Source organism: Acinetobacter sp. EKM10A, assembly GCF_011075215.1.
Classification (GTDB): domain Bacteria; phylum Pseudomonadota; class Gammaproteobacteria; order Pseudomonadales; family Moraxellaceae; genus Acinetobacter; species Acinetobacter baumannii.
Genome location: NZ_JAALLK010000007.1, coordinates 155,104 through 173,780, shown reverse-complemented (window position 1 = coordinate 173,780; position 18,677 = coordinate 155,104). Strand labels below are relative to the sequence as shown.

At 39.8% G+C, this 18,677-nt stretch carries 19 protein-coding genes and 4 tRNA genes; 21 read left to right on the top strand and 2 right to left on the bottom strand.

Going from position 1 to position 18,677, the window contains the following annotated elements; all coding sequences use genetic code 11:
• The gene (locus tag G9371_RS11445; protein WP_029423918.1) at positions 1 to 1,926 is read left to right on the top strand and encodes a hypothetical protein; all 1,926 of its coding nucleotides are present in this window, start codon (positions 1 to 3) and stop codon (positions 1,924 to 1,926) included.
• A gap of 47 nt (positions 1,927 to 1,973) precedes the next feature.
• Here the strand turns inward: G9371_RS11445 and G9371_RS11440 are convergent, their stop codons facing one another.
• Entirely contained in the window at positions 1,974 to 2,522 is a 549-nt protein-coding gene (locus tag G9371_RS11440) for an NUDIX hydrolase (RefSeq protein ID WP_000006665.1), read from the bottom strand.
• Positions 2,523 to 2,636: 114 nt separating this feature from the next.
• Between G9371_RS11440 and G9371_RS11435 the strand changes: the two genes are divergently transcribed.
• From G9371_RS11435 to fghA, 6 genes are all read left to right on the top strand, one after another.
• Entirely contained in the window at positions 2,637 to 3,263 is a 627-nt protein-coding gene (locus tag G9371_RS11435) for a CoA pyrophosphatase (protein ID WP_002000136.1), read from the top strand.
• Between the two features lie 22 nt (positions 3,264 to 3,285).
• Entirely contained in the window at positions 3,286 to 3,813 is a 528-nt protein-coding gene (locus G9371_RS11430; protein ID WP_002000137.1) for a gamma carbonic anhydrase family protein, read from the top strand.
• A gap of 132 nt (positions 3,814 to 3,945) precedes the next feature.
• A complete protein-coding gene (gene tsaB, locus G9371_RS11425) occupies positions 3,946 to 4,611 on the top strand; it encodes a tRNA (adenosine(37)-N6)-threonylcarbamoyltransferase complex dimerization subunit type 1 TsaB (RefSeq protein WP_000770256.1) in 666 nt (221 codons plus the stop codon).
• A gap of 11 nt (positions 4,612 to 4,622) precedes the next feature.
• Complete coding sequence (locus tag G9371_RS11420; RefSeq protein ID WP_029423917.1) at positions 4,623 to 5,414, top strand: class I SAM-dependent methyltransferase; 792 nt, start codon at positions 4,623 to 4,625, stop codon at positions 5,412 to 5,414.
• Positions 5,415 to 5,550: 136 nt separating this feature from the next.
• Positions 5,551 to 7,002 (top strand): C13 family peptidase, encoded by a 1,452-nt coding sequence (locus G9371_RS11415; RefSeq protein ID WP_000566251.1) that lies wholly within the window; start codon positions 5,551 to 5,553, stop codon positions 7,000 to 7,002.
• Positions 6,971 to 7,819 (top strand): S-formylglutathione hydrolase, encoded by an 849-nt coding sequence (gene fghA / locus G9371_RS11410; protein WP_002046068.1) that lies wholly within the window; start codon positions 6,971 to 6,973, stop codon positions 7,817 to 7,819. The genes G9371_RS11415 and fghA overlap by 32 nt, the downstream gene beginning before the upstream one ends.
• On the opposite strand, the gene G9371_RS11405 is transcribed toward fghA, so the two are convergent.
• Positions 7,820 to 8,092, bottom strand: coding sequence for a DUF2218 domain-containing protein (locus G9371_RS11405; RefSeq protein ID WP_000843456.1), 273 nt, complete (start codon positions 8,090 to 8,092; stop codon positions 7,820 to 7,822). It abuts the gene before it with no gap.
• A 184-nt stretch (positions 8,093 to 8,276) separates the two neighbouring features.
• Here G9371_RS11405 and rpe point away from each other — a divergent pair, with 184 nt between their 5' ends.
• From rpe to G9371_RS11335, 14 genes are all read left to right on the top strand, one after another.
• Positions 8,277 to 8,963: a ribulose-phosphate 3-epimerase gene (gene rpe / locus G9371_RS11400; protein ID WP_000043044.1), complete on the top strand. Its 687-nt coding sequence runs from the start codon at positions 8,277 to 8,279 to the stop codon at positions 8,961 to 8,963.
• A gap of 356 nt (positions 8,964 to 9,319) precedes the next feature.
• The gene (locus G9371_RS11395; protein ID WP_000216414.1) at positions 9,320 to 10,141 is read left to right on the top strand and encodes a Cof-type HAD-IIB family hydrolase; all 822 of its coding nucleotides are present in this window, start codon (positions 9,320 to 9,322) and stop codon (positions 10,139 to 10,141) included.
• A gap of 100 nt (positions 10,142 to 10,241) precedes the next feature.
• Positions 10,242 to 10,637, top strand: coding sequence for a hypothetical protein (locus G9371_RS11390; RefSeq protein ID WP_000174917.1), 396 nt, complete (start codon positions 10,242 to 10,244; stop codon positions 10,635 to 10,637).
• Positions 10,638 to 10,677: 40 nt separating this feature from the next.
• Complete coding sequence (locus tag G9371_RS11385; protein WP_029423916.1) at positions 10,678 to 12,612, top strand: copper resistance system multicopper oxidase; 1,935 nt, start codon at positions 10,678 to 10,680, stop codon at positions 12,610 to 12,612.
• On the top strand, positions 12,599 to 13,354 hold the full coding sequence (locus G9371_RS11380) for a copper resistance protein B (protein WP_029423915.1): 756 nt from the start codon (positions 12,599 to 12,601) through the stop codon (positions 13,352 to 13,354). The genes G9371_RS11385 and G9371_RS11380 overlap by 14 nt, the downstream gene beginning before the upstream one ends.
• A 28-nt stretch (positions 13,355 to 13,382) precedes the next feature.
• Positions 13,383 to 14,378, top strand: coding sequence for a cation transporter (locus G9371_RS11375; RefSeq protein ID WP_001131872.1), 996 nt, complete (start codon positions 13,383 to 13,385; stop codon positions 14,376 to 14,378).
• Positions 14,379 to 14,527: 149 nt separating this feature from the next.
• Complete coding sequence (locus G9371_RS11370; RefSeq protein WP_000312237.1) at positions 14,528 to 14,848, top strand: DMT family transporter; 321 nt, start codon at positions 14,528 to 14,530, stop codon at positions 14,846 to 14,848.
• Positions 14,849 to 14,859: 11 nt separating this feature from the next.
• On the top strand, positions 14,860 to 15,339 hold the full coding sequence (locus G9371_RS11365; protein ID WP_000927492.1) for a methylated-DNA--[protein]-cysteine S-methyltransferase: 480 nt from the start codon (positions 14,860 to 14,862) through the stop codon (positions 15,337 to 15,339).
• A 136-nt stretch (positions 15,340 to 15,475) separates the two neighbouring features.
• On the top strand, positions 15,476 to 16,696 hold the full coding sequence (argJ, locus tag G9371_RS11360) for a bifunctional glutamate N-acetyltransferase/amino-acid acetyltransferase ArgJ (protein ID WP_000268125.1): 1,221 nt from the start codon (positions 15,476 to 15,478) through the stop codon (positions 16,694 to 16,696).
• Positions 16,697 to 16,842: 146 nt separating this feature from the next.
• The gene (nadA, locus tag G9371_RS11355) at positions 16,843 to 17,907 is read left to right on the top strand and encodes a quinolinate synthase NadA (protein WP_001278262.1); all 1,065 of its coding nucleotides are present in this window, start codon (positions 16,843 to 16,845) and stop codon (positions 17,905 to 17,907) included.
• 142 nt (positions 17,908 to 18,049) lie between these two features.
• Positions 18,050 to 18,126 (top strand) — tRNA-Pro (locus G9371_RS11350).
• 56 nt (positions 18,127 to 18,182) lie between these two features.
• Positions 18,183 to 18,259: transfer RNA gene (locus G9371_RS11345), tRNA-Arg, on the top strand.
• Between the two features lie 33 nt (positions 18,260 to 18,292).
• Positions 18,293 to 18,368, top strand: a tRNA-His gene (locus G9371_RS11340).
• Positions 18,369 to 18,372: 4 nt separating this feature from the next.
• Positions 18,373 to 18,449, top strand: a tRNA-Pro gene (locus tag G9371_RS11335).
• The last annotated feature ends 228 nt before the right edge of the window (positions 18,450 to 18,677 follow it).

Here is an 18,677-nt window from a genome sequence, read left to right as displayed (position 1 = left end):
ATGAATAAAAAAATTTTATGGCCTTTTGCTCTTACCACAATTGCATTGATGTTAAATGGTTGTGGTGGAGGAAGTTCGACAATTAATGAGAATCCTTCTAATGGATCAGGAGGAGCTAGTTCTAGTGGAAGCTGTTCTGTAACGAATAGCGATTGTCTACAATTTTTTTTAGATTACCCGATTGCTGGTCTTAATTTTACCTGTAGTAGTACTGGCAGCCAAAGTTTTATTACTAAAGCTTCAGGAAATATTGTCATAGGTTCTTGTAAAGTTGGTGATACAGCGACCTTCTATTTGCAAGGTGCTAAGAATCCAAGAAAAGTAGAATTAGGTTCAGTTAAGTTAGATTCAGTCTCAAAAATTCAAATGACTGTGCCACCTCGTCTAAAAGTCATAGATATGGCAATAGGATTAACAGGGCAGACTCCAACATCGCTTAGTCCTAGTGACCCTACTATTCGCGTAGCAATGGCATTAGTAAAAGTTTTCCAAAGCATTGGCTTGGAAAGAGGAGATCATGTAGTTGGTGATTTACAACCAACGCAATTTACTGAAGATAAGAAAAATACATTAAATGTTGTACTGCAAAATATCACGGCAACAGAATGGAAAAATGGTGCCTATGTCAATTTGTTAAAACCATGGTTAGATGTAAGCCAGATTTCAGATGAGCAGGCTTTCGACCTTATAACCCAGTTAGCAAACTTAAGTTTGGTTGGATTATATCAATCAGATTATATTACTTTGGCAAAACCTAATTTAGTTGCTGAAAACTTTTATGGATGTAATTTAACGAATTTAAAAGATTGCTCAAAAAATAGTGCGAATACCCAACATGTATTTGGCAACTTATTTTTGCTATCTGACCGTCAAGGTTATACATTTGGTTATGGGTTACAATGGAAAGGGACTAGCACTACCTCAAGCCAGCTAGCAATTGGAGCCGTGTTGGAGGTATTGACAAAAGCTAAGCCAACTCAAATGATTGCCAATGCACAGACTACTTGGCTTGACCCAATAAAAACAGAAATTAGATCAACTCAGCCGTTCCGTTTGAAAACTTCTAATAATACAAATGAAGATTTAGTAATTTACCAAGGTAAATTATTAAATGATTCACTTATTGCCGGACATGATAGTTCGTATTTAGCTTTAACCAATACTGAAACTCCGAACCCACAACATTATGCATTATGGAGACAGTCCGTAGGTACCCAAAATTATAATGGCTCTATGGATATTTATAAGGTCAGCCCTGCTAGTTTCCTCTTAAAAGATATTTTTAAGACTTCTAAAAATGTAGCAACAGGCCAAACATATATTTTCCCTTTATATGCAACATTAAGATTTCAGTTCAATACGGCTGGTATTGCACCAATTGATTTAGGTATTGTGGTTGATGAATATGGGGATATTCGGACTGATATCAAACCTAATGCAACGGCGACCGATATGTCTGGGCAATGTGGTGTTGTTTCTGATAATACTATGATCGATAACAATGGGGTTCAACAGTATCGTATAGGAACAACTGGAGGAACAGAATCTTCCACAAATGATAAATCCGTTACTGTAAGAATGATTCTTGCTGAGCCTCAATTAGGGAATCTGAATGGGATTGTGGTAGGCCTTAACTCAAATGTCATACAAGCAATTAAAGAAACAGGTAGCCAATCTTTAACAGTAAGTGGGGCAAAAATTAACGTTGCCAATCTATTACAAGGTCAGGCAAGTGGTGCAAATCTTACGACTTATGATAATAAGACAGTTAATTGGTTGAATCCATATGCCTTTTATCAACAAGTTTATAACAATATTGAAAATGTCTCACCTGCACCAACTGAAGCTGAAAAAGCACTGGGACAGCGTATGGCTGGAACAGTAACCCTTAGAACCGCTGATTGTTATCAAATTAAGACAAAATAAGAGTTTAAAAAAGACCGCAAAAGCGGTCTTTTTTATTATCTAATTGATTAGCCTGTATGGTCTAAACGAGTTCCTAACGTCTCTAGATGTGTTGGAAAAACTTGTTGTTTACGGTCTTCAAAATAATGTCTTAATGTGTGTTCAACACTAGGAAAGGCAAGTTCACCCCATGGGATTTCATGTTCTTCAAACAGTCGACATTCGATACTTTCTTCGCCAGCACCGAAAAGGCCATCTTTAAGCTGTGCTTTGAACAACACATAAATTTGCCCAATACGGGGAATATTATACATGCAATAAAGTTGTTCTATTTCAATCTCGGCTTCTGCCTCTTCACGAGTTTCACGCGCCGCACCTTGTTCCATAGTTTCGAACAATTCCATATAACCAGCAGGCAAAGTCCATAAGCCATAACGAGGTTCAATCGCGCGACGACAAAGTAATACTTTGTCTTCCCATAACGCTAAGGCACCGCAGATTACTTTGGGGTTTTCATAGTGAATATTTCCACAATGAGTACAAACACGGCGTACTTTATGATCACCTAAAGGAATTTTTTGTTCGGTTTTATGCCCACACGCTACACAGAAACTCATAATTATCATTGAGTATAGAGATGCCTCAGCATAACTGAATTTTTAGACTTACGCATCAACTCTATTCCCTAAGTTTGATTTTCAGATATGATGCAAAGAGAGACAGAATAATAGGTGAATGGTATGGAAGAGCACTTGCTAACACAAAAGTTACAGCAAAGATTGCGCTTTTCCACCCGCATACAAGAAGCACAAGCTGCGGTACTTATTGCGATTACGAATGAAAATAATCCTAAGGTACTGCTTACACGCCGTTCAATACATATGAACAACCATGCGGGGGAAGTTTCTTTTCCTGGTGGCAAGCGTGACCCTAGTGATACTAGTAATATTGTTGTAGCGCTAAGAGAAGCTCAAGAAGAGACGGCTTTAAATCCGTTTGATGTGCAGTTGTTAGGCGATTTGCCGATGCAACGTGCAAGAAGTGGCTTGTCTGTAAAACCGATTGTTGGGCTTATTCCTCCTGAGGTAACTTTAATTCCTCAGCCCACTGAAATTGATCGAATTTTCTTTGTGCCTTTACAGCAACTTATAGAGACGCGTCCGACGCCATATGAAGTGCGATATGCTCATCAATCTTTATACTTCCCAAGCTTGCAGATTGATAATGAAATTATTTGGGGTCTCACAGCGCGAATGTTAATTGCCTTATTTAAATATGGTTTAGGCTACCAAAAAGAATGGCCATTTCTACTGAATGCACCAACGTTTGGAATGCCAAAATTTTCTCATAAAAAATAAAGATCAGGACTGATAAATTATGATGTATAGCTATCAAGGACAGCATCCAAAAGCCTTACATGAGCCATGGGATGGCTGGGTTGCTCCAACTGCAACGCTTATTGGACAAGTAGAACTAGGCCGTCAGGTCAGTATTTGGTTTGGTGCTGTAGTGCGTGCCGATAATTGTGTCGTTCGGATTGGTAATTTTTCTAATATTCAAGAAAATTCGGTATTACATACTGATGCGGGCCTTGAGCTAAATATTGGCGAATATGTCACCGTTGGACATAAAGTCATGTTGCATGGTTGTACAATTGGCGATAACAGTTTGATCGGTATGAATGCTGTCATTTTAAATCGAGCTGTGATTGGTAAGAACTGTATTATTGGTGCTAATGCTTTAATACCGGAAGGTAAAGTGATTCCAGATAACTCAGTGGTAATGGGCTCACCTGGAAAAATTGTAAAAACTTTAGATGAAGAAGGCGCAGCAAAAATACGCTTAAGCGCACTACATTATGCTGAACACTTTAAAAGCTATACCGATTTGAAAGAATTCCACTTTTAAAATTTTAGCGAGATATTTTCTATGCCAAGCACCAGCTTGGCATTTTTATTTAGATAGGAACAACTCGCCTATCAGAGCCGAGTGGGGTATCATAACTTCCGTTTTTAATCTGATTGAATACTAAGGTTGTGCATGAAACTGCTGGCGTTGGAAACTGCAAACGAGCAATGTTCCATTTCATTAATCGATGAAACCCAAGAACTCTTTTTCCAACTCGATACGCGAGCGAAAGCACAAACCCAGACCATTTTGCCAATGATTGAGCAAGGGTTACAACAAACTGGACTTGACGTAGCTGGTTTAGATGCAATTGCCTTTAGTCGAGGGCCCGGTTCTTTTAGTGGTGTTCGAATTAATGCTGCTGTTGCTCAGGCTTTAGCTTGGTCACAAGATTTACCAGTAATTCCAGTTTCTACCTTACAGGCTTTAGCACAAGCGGCTTACCGACTTGAAGGTTTAGAGCAGGTGACTGCGGTACTCGATGCACGTATGAATGAAGTTTACATTGCAAGTTTTGTTCTAGATGAGCAAGGCATCATGCAGTGTATAGATGAAGAAAAATTAATGAACTACGAGCAAGCGGCTGCTTATGCAAAGCATTGCTTAATCGGTTCGGGTGCTAAGCTTCTTCAAACTGATGCAGAACATCAAACAATCACTGCCACTGCACAAGACATTGCTTCGATTGCACGTGTGTATGCAGCGCAAAAGCAGTGGGTTGATGCTGAACATGCTTTACCGGTTTACTTGCGTGATGATGCATGGAAAAAAATTGCGGATCAGGGCAAAGCAAATTAAAGGCACTGCGCATGCATATATATTTTGAAGTAGATTTTCAAGAACAAGCACAGCACTACCAAGCTGTGCTTTATTCTAGAGGCGTGACTGTCGATTTACAGCCTATTGAAAAACTTAATGCCCGTTTTATACGTTTAAATCCTGACTTGGCTCTTTGTGTAGATGAAAACGGACTTTGGTTATCTGCTAATGGCATGAAAATGCAGCCTGACTGGAAAGCTGAAATTTCTCGTTTAAAACGAGCAAGTCTTAAATCGGAAATGATTGCTCGTGCTTGTCAGTTAGGTGAAAAGCCAGTACTGGTCGATGCTACAGCGGGCTTAGGTCATGACAGCTTACTTATGGCTTATCTAGGAGCCCAAATTCAGCTTGTTGAGCGTCATCCGATTTTATTTACTTTACTTGAAGATTCAAAAGCTCAGGCACAGCATGATCCATTTTTAAGCCAATTTATGGGTCGTATTCAACTGATCTTCGCTGACTCTGCAAGCTATTTACAGCAATTAGATCAAGAAGAAAAAACAGTTGATGTGGTCTACCTTGACCCGATGTTCCCACAGCGCGATCAAAATCAACAAGCAATTAAAAAACAAGCCCAAGTCAAAAAGCAGATGCAGCTTTTGCATTTACTTTTACCCGAAGATGGAGAAATGGATTTGGGTGATCATTTGCTGGAGCTAGCCAAAAAAGTTGCAAAGCGAGTGATTGTAAAACGTCCACGACATGCTATTTTTTTAGCAAATCAAGAGCCAGCCCATCAGTGGCAGGGGGATGCTTGTCGTTTTGATGCTTACTTTCAGTAAGCTTATGTAAGGTTAAGTTTTATTGCTTGAATAATGCACAAATATATGTGATATAGTTCAAAAGCATGATTGCTAAAATTCTTAGCAGGCATACACTTATGGTGCCTGACAAAAACGAAATTTTTGAAACCTTTTTATGATTGATCTCAAACCTTCCATTAACTTTTGGCATGATTTTAAAAGTAACCAGCTTGCCGGAATGTGGTTATTTTTGGGGTCAAGACGTTCCTTACAGATCGTACATCCCTCTATTCTTCAGCTCATTGTTTGGGGAATATTAGGTGGGTGTACCAACTCACTTTATAGTTGGCTTGTTGCCGGTCAAATTGGCGACTTCAACTCACAAGGTCTAATTGGATACGCACTTTGGCCTTTTATTGCGCTTATTGTTGGTATTTTCTTATCACAGCGTATTAATCAGCCGCGTTTAATGTTGGTTCCAGCCTTATTGTGGTTGGTTTTAGATACCAATATTTTATTAATACAGTGTTTAATTCAATATTTGGGATCTAATGGTTATCTAAACTTTATTCCGGATGCTATTTATAACGGTATTTTACCTGGTTTGTTTGTAGCACTTTTTGTGTGGCAAAGTTTGGCGGTCATTTGGGTGTTCTCACGTGAGCTTAAGTGGCCTTGGTGGGAGCGGGCATTGGTTATGGTTGCGACCATTGCGACCATGGTGGTTTGGCAACTTTCAGTAAAAGATCAGCCTATTTGGAAAGTGGAAGATTCTCCACCTACTTTTGCCGAAGATGCTTTTTATGCACAAAGTAAATTACTTCATGATGCTTTAGAGCAAGTTCAATATGGTGAGTTAGCTAAAAGTCATTGGTATTTCTTGGGTGTTGCAGGCGATAGTTATCAAGACGTTTTTAAATCGGAAGTGGTTCGTATTAAAGAACAATTTGATACGCGTTTTGGTACAGTCGGGCGTTCAATGATGCTGGTCAATAATCCGGATACCCGAACCGAAATCCCGATTGCATCTAAAACCAGTATAGAGTTGGCCTTACGCCGTATGGGCCAGCAAATGAACCGTGATAGTGATGTGTTATTTTTATATATGACATCGCACGGTGAGCAAAACCATTTTGAAATTGAAAATGCACCTCTAGATTTGGGGCAAGTCGATCCGAAATGGTTACGTGAAACGCTCGATAAAGCGGGGATACGTTGGCGTGTGATTGTCATTTCTGCTTGTTACTCAGGAAGTTTTATTCCGGCGTTACAGTCACCTGATACTTTAATTATTACGGCATCTGCTGCGGATAAAACTTCGTTCGGTTGTAATAACGAAGCAGACTATACTTATTTTGGACGAGCTTTCTTTGATTTGGCGATGCGAGAGCAGTCTTCTATGAAAGATTCGTTTAATGCCGCTAAGCAAACCGTAACCAAATGGGAAGTAGCTCAAGGTGTAGAACCTTCAGAGCCACAATGGATGATTGGTAAAAATATGGAACTTATGCTACCTCAGTTGGAAAAATATCTTTTTCCTCAACCAAATACAGGTAGCGTAAATATTGCTCAGACACAAACAGAGGCTAAAAACGATGCAACTCCTGCAAAAAAACCGCTGCTTTGAAGGTGAGCAGCGAATTTATCAGTTTGATTCTCAATTATTAAAAGGTTCTACTAAGTTTGGGGTGTATTTGCCACCTGCTGCTTTAGAAGGTAAACCTTGCTCAACTTTGTTTTACTTAGCGGGTTTAACATGTACTGAAGAAACTTTTGCCATTAAGGCACATGCACAGCATATGGCAGCCCAGCTTAGTCTTATACTGATTACACCTGATACTTCACCTCGTGGTGAACAAGTTGCAGTAGGTGACCATTGGGATTTAGGTCAAGGCGCAGGTTTTTATATTAATGCGACGCAAGCGCCTTGGTCTGAGCATTATCAGATGGAAAGCTATTTAATCGATGAGTTATATCCACTTATTTTAAAAAGTTTTCCAGTCAATGCTCAACAGATCGGTATCTTTGGGCATTCGATGGGAGGACATGGCGCCTTAACTTTAGCTTTTAAATATCCTGAGAAGTTTAAGTCAGTGTCTGCATTTGCACCGATTTGCGCGCCAACCGAATGTGCATGGGGTGAAAAAGCATTTAGCCATTATTTAGGTACAGACCGCGATAGCTGGTTGGCTCATGATGCCACGGCTTTAGTCTCAAAAAATGGTGCGGTATTTAATGAAATTTTGGTGGATCAGGGGTTAGATGACCAATTTTATGAACAACTTCACCCTGAAAAATTTAAACAAGCATGTTTAAAGGCAGGACAGCCTTTAACTTTAAGACAACATGCTGGCTATGATCATGGCTATTATTTTATCCAGACCTTTATGGATGAGCATTTGCAGTTTCATGCAATCCAGTTGGAAAAAGTCGCTGGCGAATAATTAGTGCTGCCATTCCACCTGAAATTCTTGTTGAGCCATGCGGTTTAGATGATCAAGGACAACTTTTTCCAAGTGGTTGTGGTCATCTAACTGACTATCAATAGCAACATTTAACTGCTCTGTTTCTGGTGCAAGCGTAATGGTTGCGGTAGGCATTAAGATTTTAAAATCTTGTTCAGTTTCTTGTACTTCAAACTTATGTTTCCAATGATTAACTAGACGTTTTGCAATGCGTTTTCCATCATTTGTTAATAGATGAGTTGTGCTTTTCATTATCAATCCTCACATTGGTTTAATGTACCTTAACAAATTCGTTTGGCACTTGGCATTCTATAGTAGCAACGTTACGTTGCAAGTTTGAAATGTTGTCATTTAAGCAAGGAAGAGCGGGCCAAGTAGGTTCTTTTTTGTTATAATTTTTAGCCTCTCCTTAAATTTTTAGCCAGGTCATCCACCTATGTCCAAGCCTTATTTGATTGCTCCTTCTATTTTATCTGCCGATTTTGCTCGTTTAGGCGAAGATGTAGACAAAGTGTTAGCTGCAGGTGCCGATGTAGTGCATTTTGATGTGATGGATAATCACTATGTTCCAAATTTAACTTTTGGTGCAGGTGTGTGTAAGGCTTTAAAAAATTATGGAATTACTGCTCCTGTTGATGTGCATTTAATGGTATCTCCAGTTGACCGTATTATTGGTGATTTCCTAGAAGCAGGCGCAGATATCATTACGTTTCACCCAGAAGCTTCTCATCACATTGACCGTTCATTACAGCTTATTAAGTCTGGTGGTGCTAAAGCAGGATTAGTTTTTAACCCAGCAACACCATTGCATTATCTAGACTATGTTCTTGATAAAGTTGACCAAATTTTATTAATGAGTGTAAACCCAGGTTTTGGTGGACAAAAGTTCATTCCAATGACTTTAGAAAAATTACGTGAAGCGCGTAAAATTATTGATGCAAGTGGCCGTGATATCCGTTTAGAAGTAGACGGTGGTGTTGGTCCTGCAAACATCCGTGAAATTGCAGAAGCTGGTGCAGATATGTTCGTTGCTGGTTCGGCAATTTTTGGTCAACCAGATTATAAAGTTGTGATTGATCAAATGCGTGCAGAGCTGGCAAAAGTCGGTAGTGTAGACGCTTAAAAAAAGAATATTAAGCTGAGAGTAAACTTGTGGATAACTTTGTTTATAACTGTATGGATAACTGTGTTGATAACCATATGGATAAGATGTTGGTAAAATAAACAAAATCAGATCAACCGTTTATTCTCTAAGCAAAATGTATGAAAAAAGAACGCCTTGGCGTTCTTTTTCTATTCTATCGGGATATTTTTGGATCTGTTTTTTTATTAAGCTTTGCTAAAAAATAACCTGTGCAAAAAACGAGAGGGCTTGTGTAAAACTTTTTAAAATATATTGAATAGAAAACTGTAAAAGTGTCATGAAAAATAAAGCTAAATTTGATTTAATAAGATTTTAGTAAGAGACCTAGATCATTAATGACAGTAAAAATTTTAGCGGTAGATATGGATGGGACTTTTCTTAATTCTAAGAAGCAGTACAACAAAGCACGTTTTTTAAAACAGTATGAACAACTAAAACAAAATAATATCCGTTTTGTAGTCGCTAGTGGTAACCAGCTTGCAAAGCTTGTTACGTATTTTCCAGAAATTAATCATGAGATTGCTTTTATTGCCGAAAATGGTGCTCATGTTGTAGATGCGGGGCAAGAGTTAGCTTTTGCTCATTTAAGCAAAGAGCAATTCATTGAGATTTTAAATGCGATTGACCCAGTGTATACCTCTAAAATGGTGATCTGCGGAAAACAGAGTGCTTATGTGCATAGCAGTATGAACGCGGAAGATTATGCTAAAGTCGCTCGCTATTTTGAAAAGCTGACAGTTATAGATGACTTTTATGCACTAGATGACTTGGTGTGTAAAATTACTTTTACTGCGCAGGAAAATGAAAGTTTTACAATTTTTGAGCATTTTCAGAAGCAAAGTTTTGTAAAAGACAAGGTTTTGGTACCAGTCTCAAGTGGCTTTAATTTTATCGATTTGATTCTTCCGGACCAGCACAAAGCACATGGTTTGAAGCTATTATTGCAAAAATGGCAGGTTCAACCCGATCAAGTCGTTGCGATTGGTGATAACAATAATGATATCCAGATGATTAAAGCAGCAGGTTATGGGTTTGCAGTCGAAAATGCAGTTGAAGCCTTAAAAGCCGTTGCTTCTTACACAACTGCAAATAATGAGCAAGAAGGTGCATTACAGGTAATTGATTTGGTTCTTCAGCATCAACCTCCATTTGCTTAATGACCTTAATAACAATCATCTAAGATGGAAAATTGTATCTAATTTAAAACTTGGTTATGCTAAACAACTAAGATAAGTAGATTGCTCAAGGCAATAAATGATGACACTGCAACACTTACACAAGTATGCTTGGTTTGTGTTCCTGATGACTTTAGTTATTGGGTGGAGTGGTGTGTCTATTGCTCAGACACCTATGCAGCATGATCTTCATACTATGCCGTGTCATAGTGAGCAAATGAAACATCACTCTATGCATATTCAAGCTGATGAGCAGGCAACGTGTCATCAATCTATGGGGCAGGTTTCTCACCAACATGGTGAACACTGCCAAGACTGTAACCCGGTCCATTGTCAGATGGTAAATCTGGCTTTACAGCAAGCTGTACCAGATATTGAATCATCATTTATTCCTATTCCATCTCAATTTAGTAGTATTTATCAGGCACAGCATTTAGCCGGATACTGGCAAGAAATCTTACGTCCACCAAAAGCTTAATCCTTTCTTACTTATTTTTTTAGTTAAAAGGATTAAAGCAATGTCTCATAAAACGATTAGCAGCCTCGTCGCTGTATTTGGTCTATTGGTTTCACCATGGACTCTCGCGGCAATTAAGGAATATCACCTTAATATTAATGAACAACAAGTCAATGTTACGGGCAAATCCCTTAAACGAATTACCGTAAATGGAAAATTTACAGCACCACTCCTTGAGTTTGAAGAGGGGGATGAGGCTGTTATTCACGTCCATAATCAATTAAAGAATCAAGATACCTCTTTACACTGGCATGGGTTGTTACTGCCGGGGTTAATGGATGGTGTGCCGGGTTTTAATAATTTTAAAGGGATTGCTCCAAATGGAGATTTTGTTTACCGCTTTAAGGTGAAACAAAATGGCACATATTGGTATCACGCCCATAGTAAAGGCCAAGAACAAGACGGTTTATATGGGCCGCTTGTGATTTACCCAAAAGGCAAAATACCAGTTGCGGCGCATGAAAAAACTGATCGTGATTATGTAGTGATGCTTTCAGATTTCCATGGTTCTTCTAGCGATAGCATTATGAAGAATTTGAAGAAATCTGCTGAGTATTATCAAAACCGCCGTGAAACCGTATCTGATGTTTTGAAGCAAGTTAAAACACAAGGCTTAAAAGCAACTTGGCAAGATCGTTCAATGTGGAATCAGATGCGGATGTTAAAAACCGATATGTCTGATGTGACGGGTTATACCTTCTTAGTTAACGGCAAGACACCTCAGCAAAACTGGACAGGTAACTTTAAAGCTGGTGATAAGGTTCGATTGCGATTTATTAATGCATCAGCAATGTCATTTTTTGATGTCAGAATTCCAAATTTGAAAATGACAGTTGTAAGTGCAGATGGGCAGCCAGTCAAACCTGTTGCAATTGACGAGTTTCGTATTGGTACAGCTGAAACCTACGATGTCATTGTGGAACCTAAACAGCCAAATTATCAGATTGAAGCAGAGTCTATTGACCGTAGTGGTTTTGCTATCGGTACTTTGCACAATGAAAATACGCAGGCTGTGGGACCAGTCCAAATGCCAACACCACGTCCACGTGCTTTATTGACCATGGATGATATGGGCATGAGTCATGGTGGTGGAAGTAATGAACATGCTGGCCATCAAATGAACATGCAACATGACATGTCGGCCATGCCTGAAATGAAAAAAGAGACGACTCAGGCTAATCATGATCACACAATGATGAAAATGGATCATGACATGAAAAATATGTCATCTGACGGGCATGATCATTCCATGATGCACATGAAGCATGATATGTCAGCGATGTCTGAAATGAAGCATGATATGCAGGGAATGTCATCTAGCGAGCATGACCACGCTATGATGAATATGAATCATGAGATGCCTGCTCAATCTGAGAACAAGCCTAAAAAGGATGAACCAGTTTATGGCTGGGCAAATGCTTCAACGCCAGCGGGTATGAAAGCACTGCAATATAGCGATTTGCAATCTTTAACACCTCAGCCAGATACCCGTGTACCGGAACGTGAGTTAGTCATTCGTTTAGGCGGCAACATGGAGCGTTATATCTGGACCATTAATGGTAAGAAATTTAGTGATACCACACCACTACAAGTTAAATATGGTGAACGCATACGCTTGAAGTTTGTGAATGACAGTATGATGGCTCATCCAATGCATTTACATGGCATGTTTATGCAATTGGAAAATGGTCAACAAGCTGAAAACTTACCAAATAAACATACCATTATTGTTCCACCCGGAAAGACCGTTACTGCGTTATTGACAGCCGATGCTTTGGGAGAATGGGCGATTCATTGCCATCTGCTCTATCACATGAGTGCTGGAATGATGAATAAATTAATTGTTGCTCAAGTCAACGATGGACAACAACCCGCTCAGACCCAGCCAACTGTTCAATCTGAAAATGAGAAAGGAGCTAGTCATGCGCATCACTAAGTTATTTTCTCAAATGATATGTTGCGGTGCTTTCTCGGGTATATCTGTATTTGCTTTTGCTCAAGAACCTTTAACACACGATCATTTACGCGAACATGGTGGACAGGTTTATCAAGCAACAAAGATTGATACTGGCTGGACCCAAAATGAAGAGGGTGAAGGCAGTTTTTCTTCTGAATTGGAAAGCTGGGTGGGAACGGATGAAAATAAATTGTTCATTAAAGCCCATGTTGAAAATGCCGAGTCGGAAGATGCTAATTATGGCGGTTCAGTACTTTATAGTCGAAATGTAGCTGACTATTGGGATGTACAGGCTGGTGTAAACTACGAGCGTTTGCAAAGAGAAAATGAAAAGCAAGATCGCTGGGCTGGTGTAGTGGGCTTACATGGCATGGCACCTTACTTTTTTGAAACCGATGCTTATCTTTATGTAAGTGAAGATAAGTTATGGAAGTTAAGCTTAGAGACAGAAAGAGATTTGCTTTTTACACAAAAGTTGATTGGTAAGCCCTATTTAAAAGCAGATGTTGTTTTACAAGATGAATCTCGCTATGCCAGTAAAACAGGCCTGTCAAGTTTACAAGCCGGCTTTCAAACCCGTTATGAAATCAATAAAAAGGTAATGCCATTTGTTGATTTCGGTTATGGTTATGAAAAAGGTTTAAAACAAACCGCTTGGCAAACTGGAACCGACTCAGAACATGGTTGGTATTATGGAGCTGGGTTAACACTAAAATTCTAATTGCCGAACAAAAAGTAAGCTTAATGACATGCCATTGGTTTATACTGATGGCATTGTTTTTTGTGTCAGTTATGGTGCAAAGATGGCTTTAGAAAAACAAGAGAATCAAATAAATGTAAATAAAAGCTGTTCTGGCTGTGGGTGTTCAAATGTAGCAGCTCAGGACTTTTCTGTGGCAAGTGAACCTAGGGTAAATAAAACCCAATGGGTGAGTTATTATCATATCCCCCGTATGGATTGTGCAGCCGAAGAACAAATGGTACGAATGGCTTTAGCTTCTTATGCTGAACATATTCAAGAACTTTATTTTGATTTGCCCGCCCGCCATTTAGCGGTGTATCACAGTACTCAAGACGAAAAGATTACGCAGTGCCTGCAACGTCTAGGTTTAGGAGCCGAATTACAACAAACTCAACCACATTATGAGCCTGTTGAAAAACCCAAAAAGGTTCGACCAAGTTCCTCAACTAATGCAGCACAAAAACAGGTACTACAATGGCTGTTACTCATTAATGGGGTCATGTTTGTCATTGAGTTAATGGCAGGCATCATTGCCTCCTCCACAGGGTTAATTGCTGACTCGCTCGATATGTTTGCCGATGCTGCAATTTATGGCATTGCATTATTTGTGGTAGGTAAAAACCTCGAGGCTCAATTAAAGGCTGCACATCTTTCCGGATGGTTTCAGTTTGGTTTAGCTATAATCGTTTTAATTGATGTACTGCGCCGTTTTATATATGGCAGTGAACCAGTTTCAATTTTAATGATTTTAATTGGGGGATTAGCGCTTGCGGCCAACATTAGTTGTCTTTACTTAATGAGTGACTATAAAGAGAGCGGGGCACATATGAAGGCGAGTTATATATTTTCTGCAAATGATGTCATCGTAAACTTAGGTGTCATTATTGCGGGAATACTGGTTGCAATCACAGGTTCGCGTTATCCTGATTTAATTATTGGATTGATTATTGTTTTGTTCGTTCTAAATGGTGCACGAAAAATTTTACAGTTAAAAAATGAATAATATTTTCTGATAGAGGCAAGCTTGAGTTCGGGTTTGCCTTCATTTTTTATTTTAAAGTAAACTGAGTCTTCACATACTGGAGGAACGACCTCCCCCATAATGGGTAATCATGTCGGGACGACCTGACACTATAAAAATTAGTGAATGTTATGGCTTGGGCTATTTTAATTTTAGCAGGTGTATTTGAAGTGATTTGGGCATATTCTATGAAAATGTCTGAAGGTTTTACACGCTTAACGCCTAGTATTATTACCGTAGTTTTTATGATTTTGAGCGTAGTTCTACTTTCAATTTCAATGAAAACTTTACCCCTTGGTACTGCTTATACGGTTTGGACAGGCATTGGTGCAATTGGATCATTTTTAGTTGGTATCTTCTTTCTTCATGAGCCTATTGGTGCGATGAGAATGATTGCCGCTGTACTGATTGTATCTGGACTGGTTCTAATGAAAATTTCGTCTCCATCCTAAGAGGATCAAGTATGTTGCTGTCTTATAAGTATATCAATTCGCCTGTTGGGCAATTAAAACTGGTTGCGAATGAAAATGCTTTGGTGGCAGTACTTTGGGACAATGAAAATCCAAAACGTGTTCGACTGGCAGAGCTGGTCGAACAAACTGAACATCCTATTTTATTAAAAACTGAGCAACAATTAGTAGAATATTTTGAAGGTAAACGCCGTGAGTTCACCTTACCATTAGATTTTGAAGGAACACCATTTCAAAAACAGGTATGGGCGGCATTACTGACGATTCCTTATGGTGAAACAAGAAGTTATAAAGATATTGCTGTTCAGATCGGAAATGAAAAAGCAGTGCGAGCAGTGGGTGCTGCAAATGGCAAAAATCCGATTTCAATTATTGCACCTTGTCACCGAGTCATTGGTGCGGGCGGCGCTTTGGTTGGTTTTGCCGGTGGTCTTGATAAGAAAGATATTTTATTAAGATTAGAGCAAAAATAAGCTATTTTTAGCGCTCGATTTTTTCAGGCTTTTCTAATAAGCTGTCAATTCTGATATTTCATATAAAGCGTGTTTTATAACCTCGCTATTTTCTGAAATATTAATCTTTTCATAACAAACTCTGGATGTTTTAAAAATGGCTGTCGGTGACGTAACAATGCCACAAATGCATGTGGTAAAAGGTGTAAAAATTGGCTCAACAGAAGCATACGTACGTTACCCAAACCGACGAGATCTAGTCATTTTTGAATTTGCAGAAGGTTCAAATGTTGCAGGTGTATTTACACAAAATGCATTCTGTGCAGCACCTGTTCATGTCTCTAAAGCCCATCTTGCCGAAGGTAATCCGCGCTATTTAGTGATTAATACAGGTAATGCCAATGCTGGTACTGGTCCTACAGGTTTGAAAAATGCTCAGGATACTTGTGCAAAGTTAGCGGAGCTTGCTGGTGTTAACAGTTTCGAAGTACTTCCATTTTCTACAGGTGTGATTGGTGAGCAGCTTCCGATGGAACGTTTACTCGCTGGCTTACAGCCTGCATTAAATAGCGTACAAGACGCTGCATGGAGTGATGCGGCATCTGGCATTATGACAACAGACACAGTGCCTAAAGGTGCATCTGAACAATTTGAGCTTGATGGTATGACTTATACCATGACTGGTATTAGTAAAGGCGCTGGGATGATCCGTCCAAACATGGCAACTATGCTGAGCTTTGTGGCAACAGATGCGCCTATTCACCGCGATTTAGTACAAAAGCTATTAAAGACTACAGTTGAGCATTCATTTAACCGTATTACCATTGATGGTGATACCTCAACAAATGACTCTTGTATTTTTGTGGCAACTGGTCAGGCTGGTGGTGCTGAAATTACATCGGAAAGCGATGCACGCTACGCTAAAGTGTTAGAAGTACTTGCTCGTGTAATGAACCGTTTAGCACAGTTAATTGTCCGTGATGGAGAAGGTGCAACCAAGTTTATTACTGTTGCTGTTGAAGGCGGTGCAAATACTCAAGAATGTTGTGACATTGCTTATAGCATTGCGCATTCACCTCTTGTTAAAACTGCACTTTTTGCATCGGATCCGAACTGGGGACGTATTTTAGCTGCAATCGGCTATGCTGGAGTGAAAGACTTAGATGTGTCTAAAATTCAGGTATGGTTAGACGACGTGCAAATCTGTAAAGATGGTGGCGCAGCCGAGGACTATACCGAGGAAGCAGGTGCTCGTGTAATGGCACAAACCGAAATTACCATTCGTGTTGACTTAGGCCGTGGACAAGCCAAAGACACGGTATATACGTGTGACTTATCTTACGACTATGTCAAGATTAATGCAGATTACCGTTCGTAAATATTCAGTTATAATCAAGCCTCGACAAAGAGGCTTTTTTATTAGCCCCATCTTTTGATATTAAATGATTGAATTTAGTAAATCGTTTAAGCAGTAACGTTATATGCGAGCAGGTATGCCAGCATGAAGGATAGAGAAGACGTTTTATGAGTGATGCGACTTTAATTGCCAACGATGCAAAAAACATTGTACAAGCGCATTTAGACCGTTTAGGTGAACCAAAAGACAACCGCCTAAGTGAAGAAGCAAAACAACAAAAGTTTGCACAGATCGAAGCAGAGCTCAAAAAACGTGATGCTGTCCTTGTTGCTCACTACTATTGCGATCCAGATGTACAAGAACTTGCCGAAAAAACAGGTGGATGCGTTTCTGACTCTTTAGAAATGGCTCGTTTTGGACGAGATCATGCAGCCTCTACACTGGTTGTGGCTGGCGTTAAGTTTATGGGTGAAACAGCAAAAATTCTGTCTCCTGAAAAAACGATTCTTATGCCGACACTTGAGGCAACCTGTTCACTTGACTTAGGTTGTCCAGTCGATGAGTTCACGGCATTTTGTGATCAGCACCCTGATCACACCGTAGTGGTTTATGCCAATACATCGGCTGCTGTTAAAGCTCGTGCAGATTGGGTCGTGACTTCAAGCTGCGCAGTTGAAATTGTTGAGCATCTAGACAGCTTGGGTGAAAAAATTATTTGGGCACCAGATCAGCACTTAGGCCGTTATATTCAAAAGAAAACCGGCGCTGATATGTTGCTTTGGGATGGCGCATGTATTGTGCATGAAGAATTCCGTGCACGTGGCATTGCTAACATGAAAGCACTGTACCCAGATGCGGCTGTATTGGTGCATCCTGAGTCACCAGAGTCGGTGGTAGAAATTGCAGATGCAGTGGGTAGTACATCTCAATTGATTAAAGCTGCACAAACTTTGCCACACCAACGTTTAATCGTGGCAACGGACCGTGGCATTTTCTACAAAATGCAGCAAGCCGTACCAGATAAGATTCTGGTTGAAGCCCCAACAGCGGGTGAGGGCGCAACTTGTCGTTCATGTGCACACTGTCCGTGGATGGCCATGAATGAACTTGATGGAATTTTAGAAGTTTTACAAAAAGGTGATCAAGAAATACACGTTGACCCAGCACTTGCTGAACGTGCCAAAATGCCTTTAGACCGAATGTTAGCCTTTAGTGCATCATTAAAACGTTAAAAAGCCTCAAAATGCTTGTTAAATATACATTTGATAAGGATTTTTAACTTTTTTTGACAATAGGTGTTGACGTCTGAGGGCGTCGCGCCTAGAATGCACACCGTACCGCACGATGTGCGATACAGCAAAAGCTGAGATAGATCGGAGCATAGCACAGCCTGGTAGTGCACCTGGTTTGGGACCAGGGGGTCGTAGGTTCGAATCCTACTGCTCCGACCACTTAAAAGAATATTTTAAGATCGGCGAAGTATCGCATGATAAGCATCATCGGTTAAGCGCCTGTAGCTCAGTTGGATAGAGCATCCGCCTTCTAAGCGGATGGTCACAGGTTCGAATCCTGTCAGGCGCGCCATTTGGTAGCTTGGTACGTAGAACTTATTTGATGGTGGATGTAGCTCAGTTGGTAGAGCCCTGGATTGTGATTCCAGTTGTCGCGGGTTCGAATCCCGTCATTCACCCCAATTTCGGAGCATAGCACAGCCTGGTAGTGCACCTGGTTTGGGACCAGGGGGTCGTAGGTTCGAATCCTACTGCTCCGACCATATTTAAAAGCGTTCAAGCTTTCTAAAATATCCCATATATTAAAATCATTTCTTCTTATCTTATGGATAGAAGGAATTTTTTTGTTTTCTATAATAAAATTTTAATTCCAAATTGCTCCAATATCTGAACTTATTTATATAAGCTCTGTTCTCTGTTCTCTGTTCTCTGTTCTCTGTTCTCTGTTCTCTGTTCTCTGTTCTCTGTTCTCTGTTCTCTGTTCTCTGTTC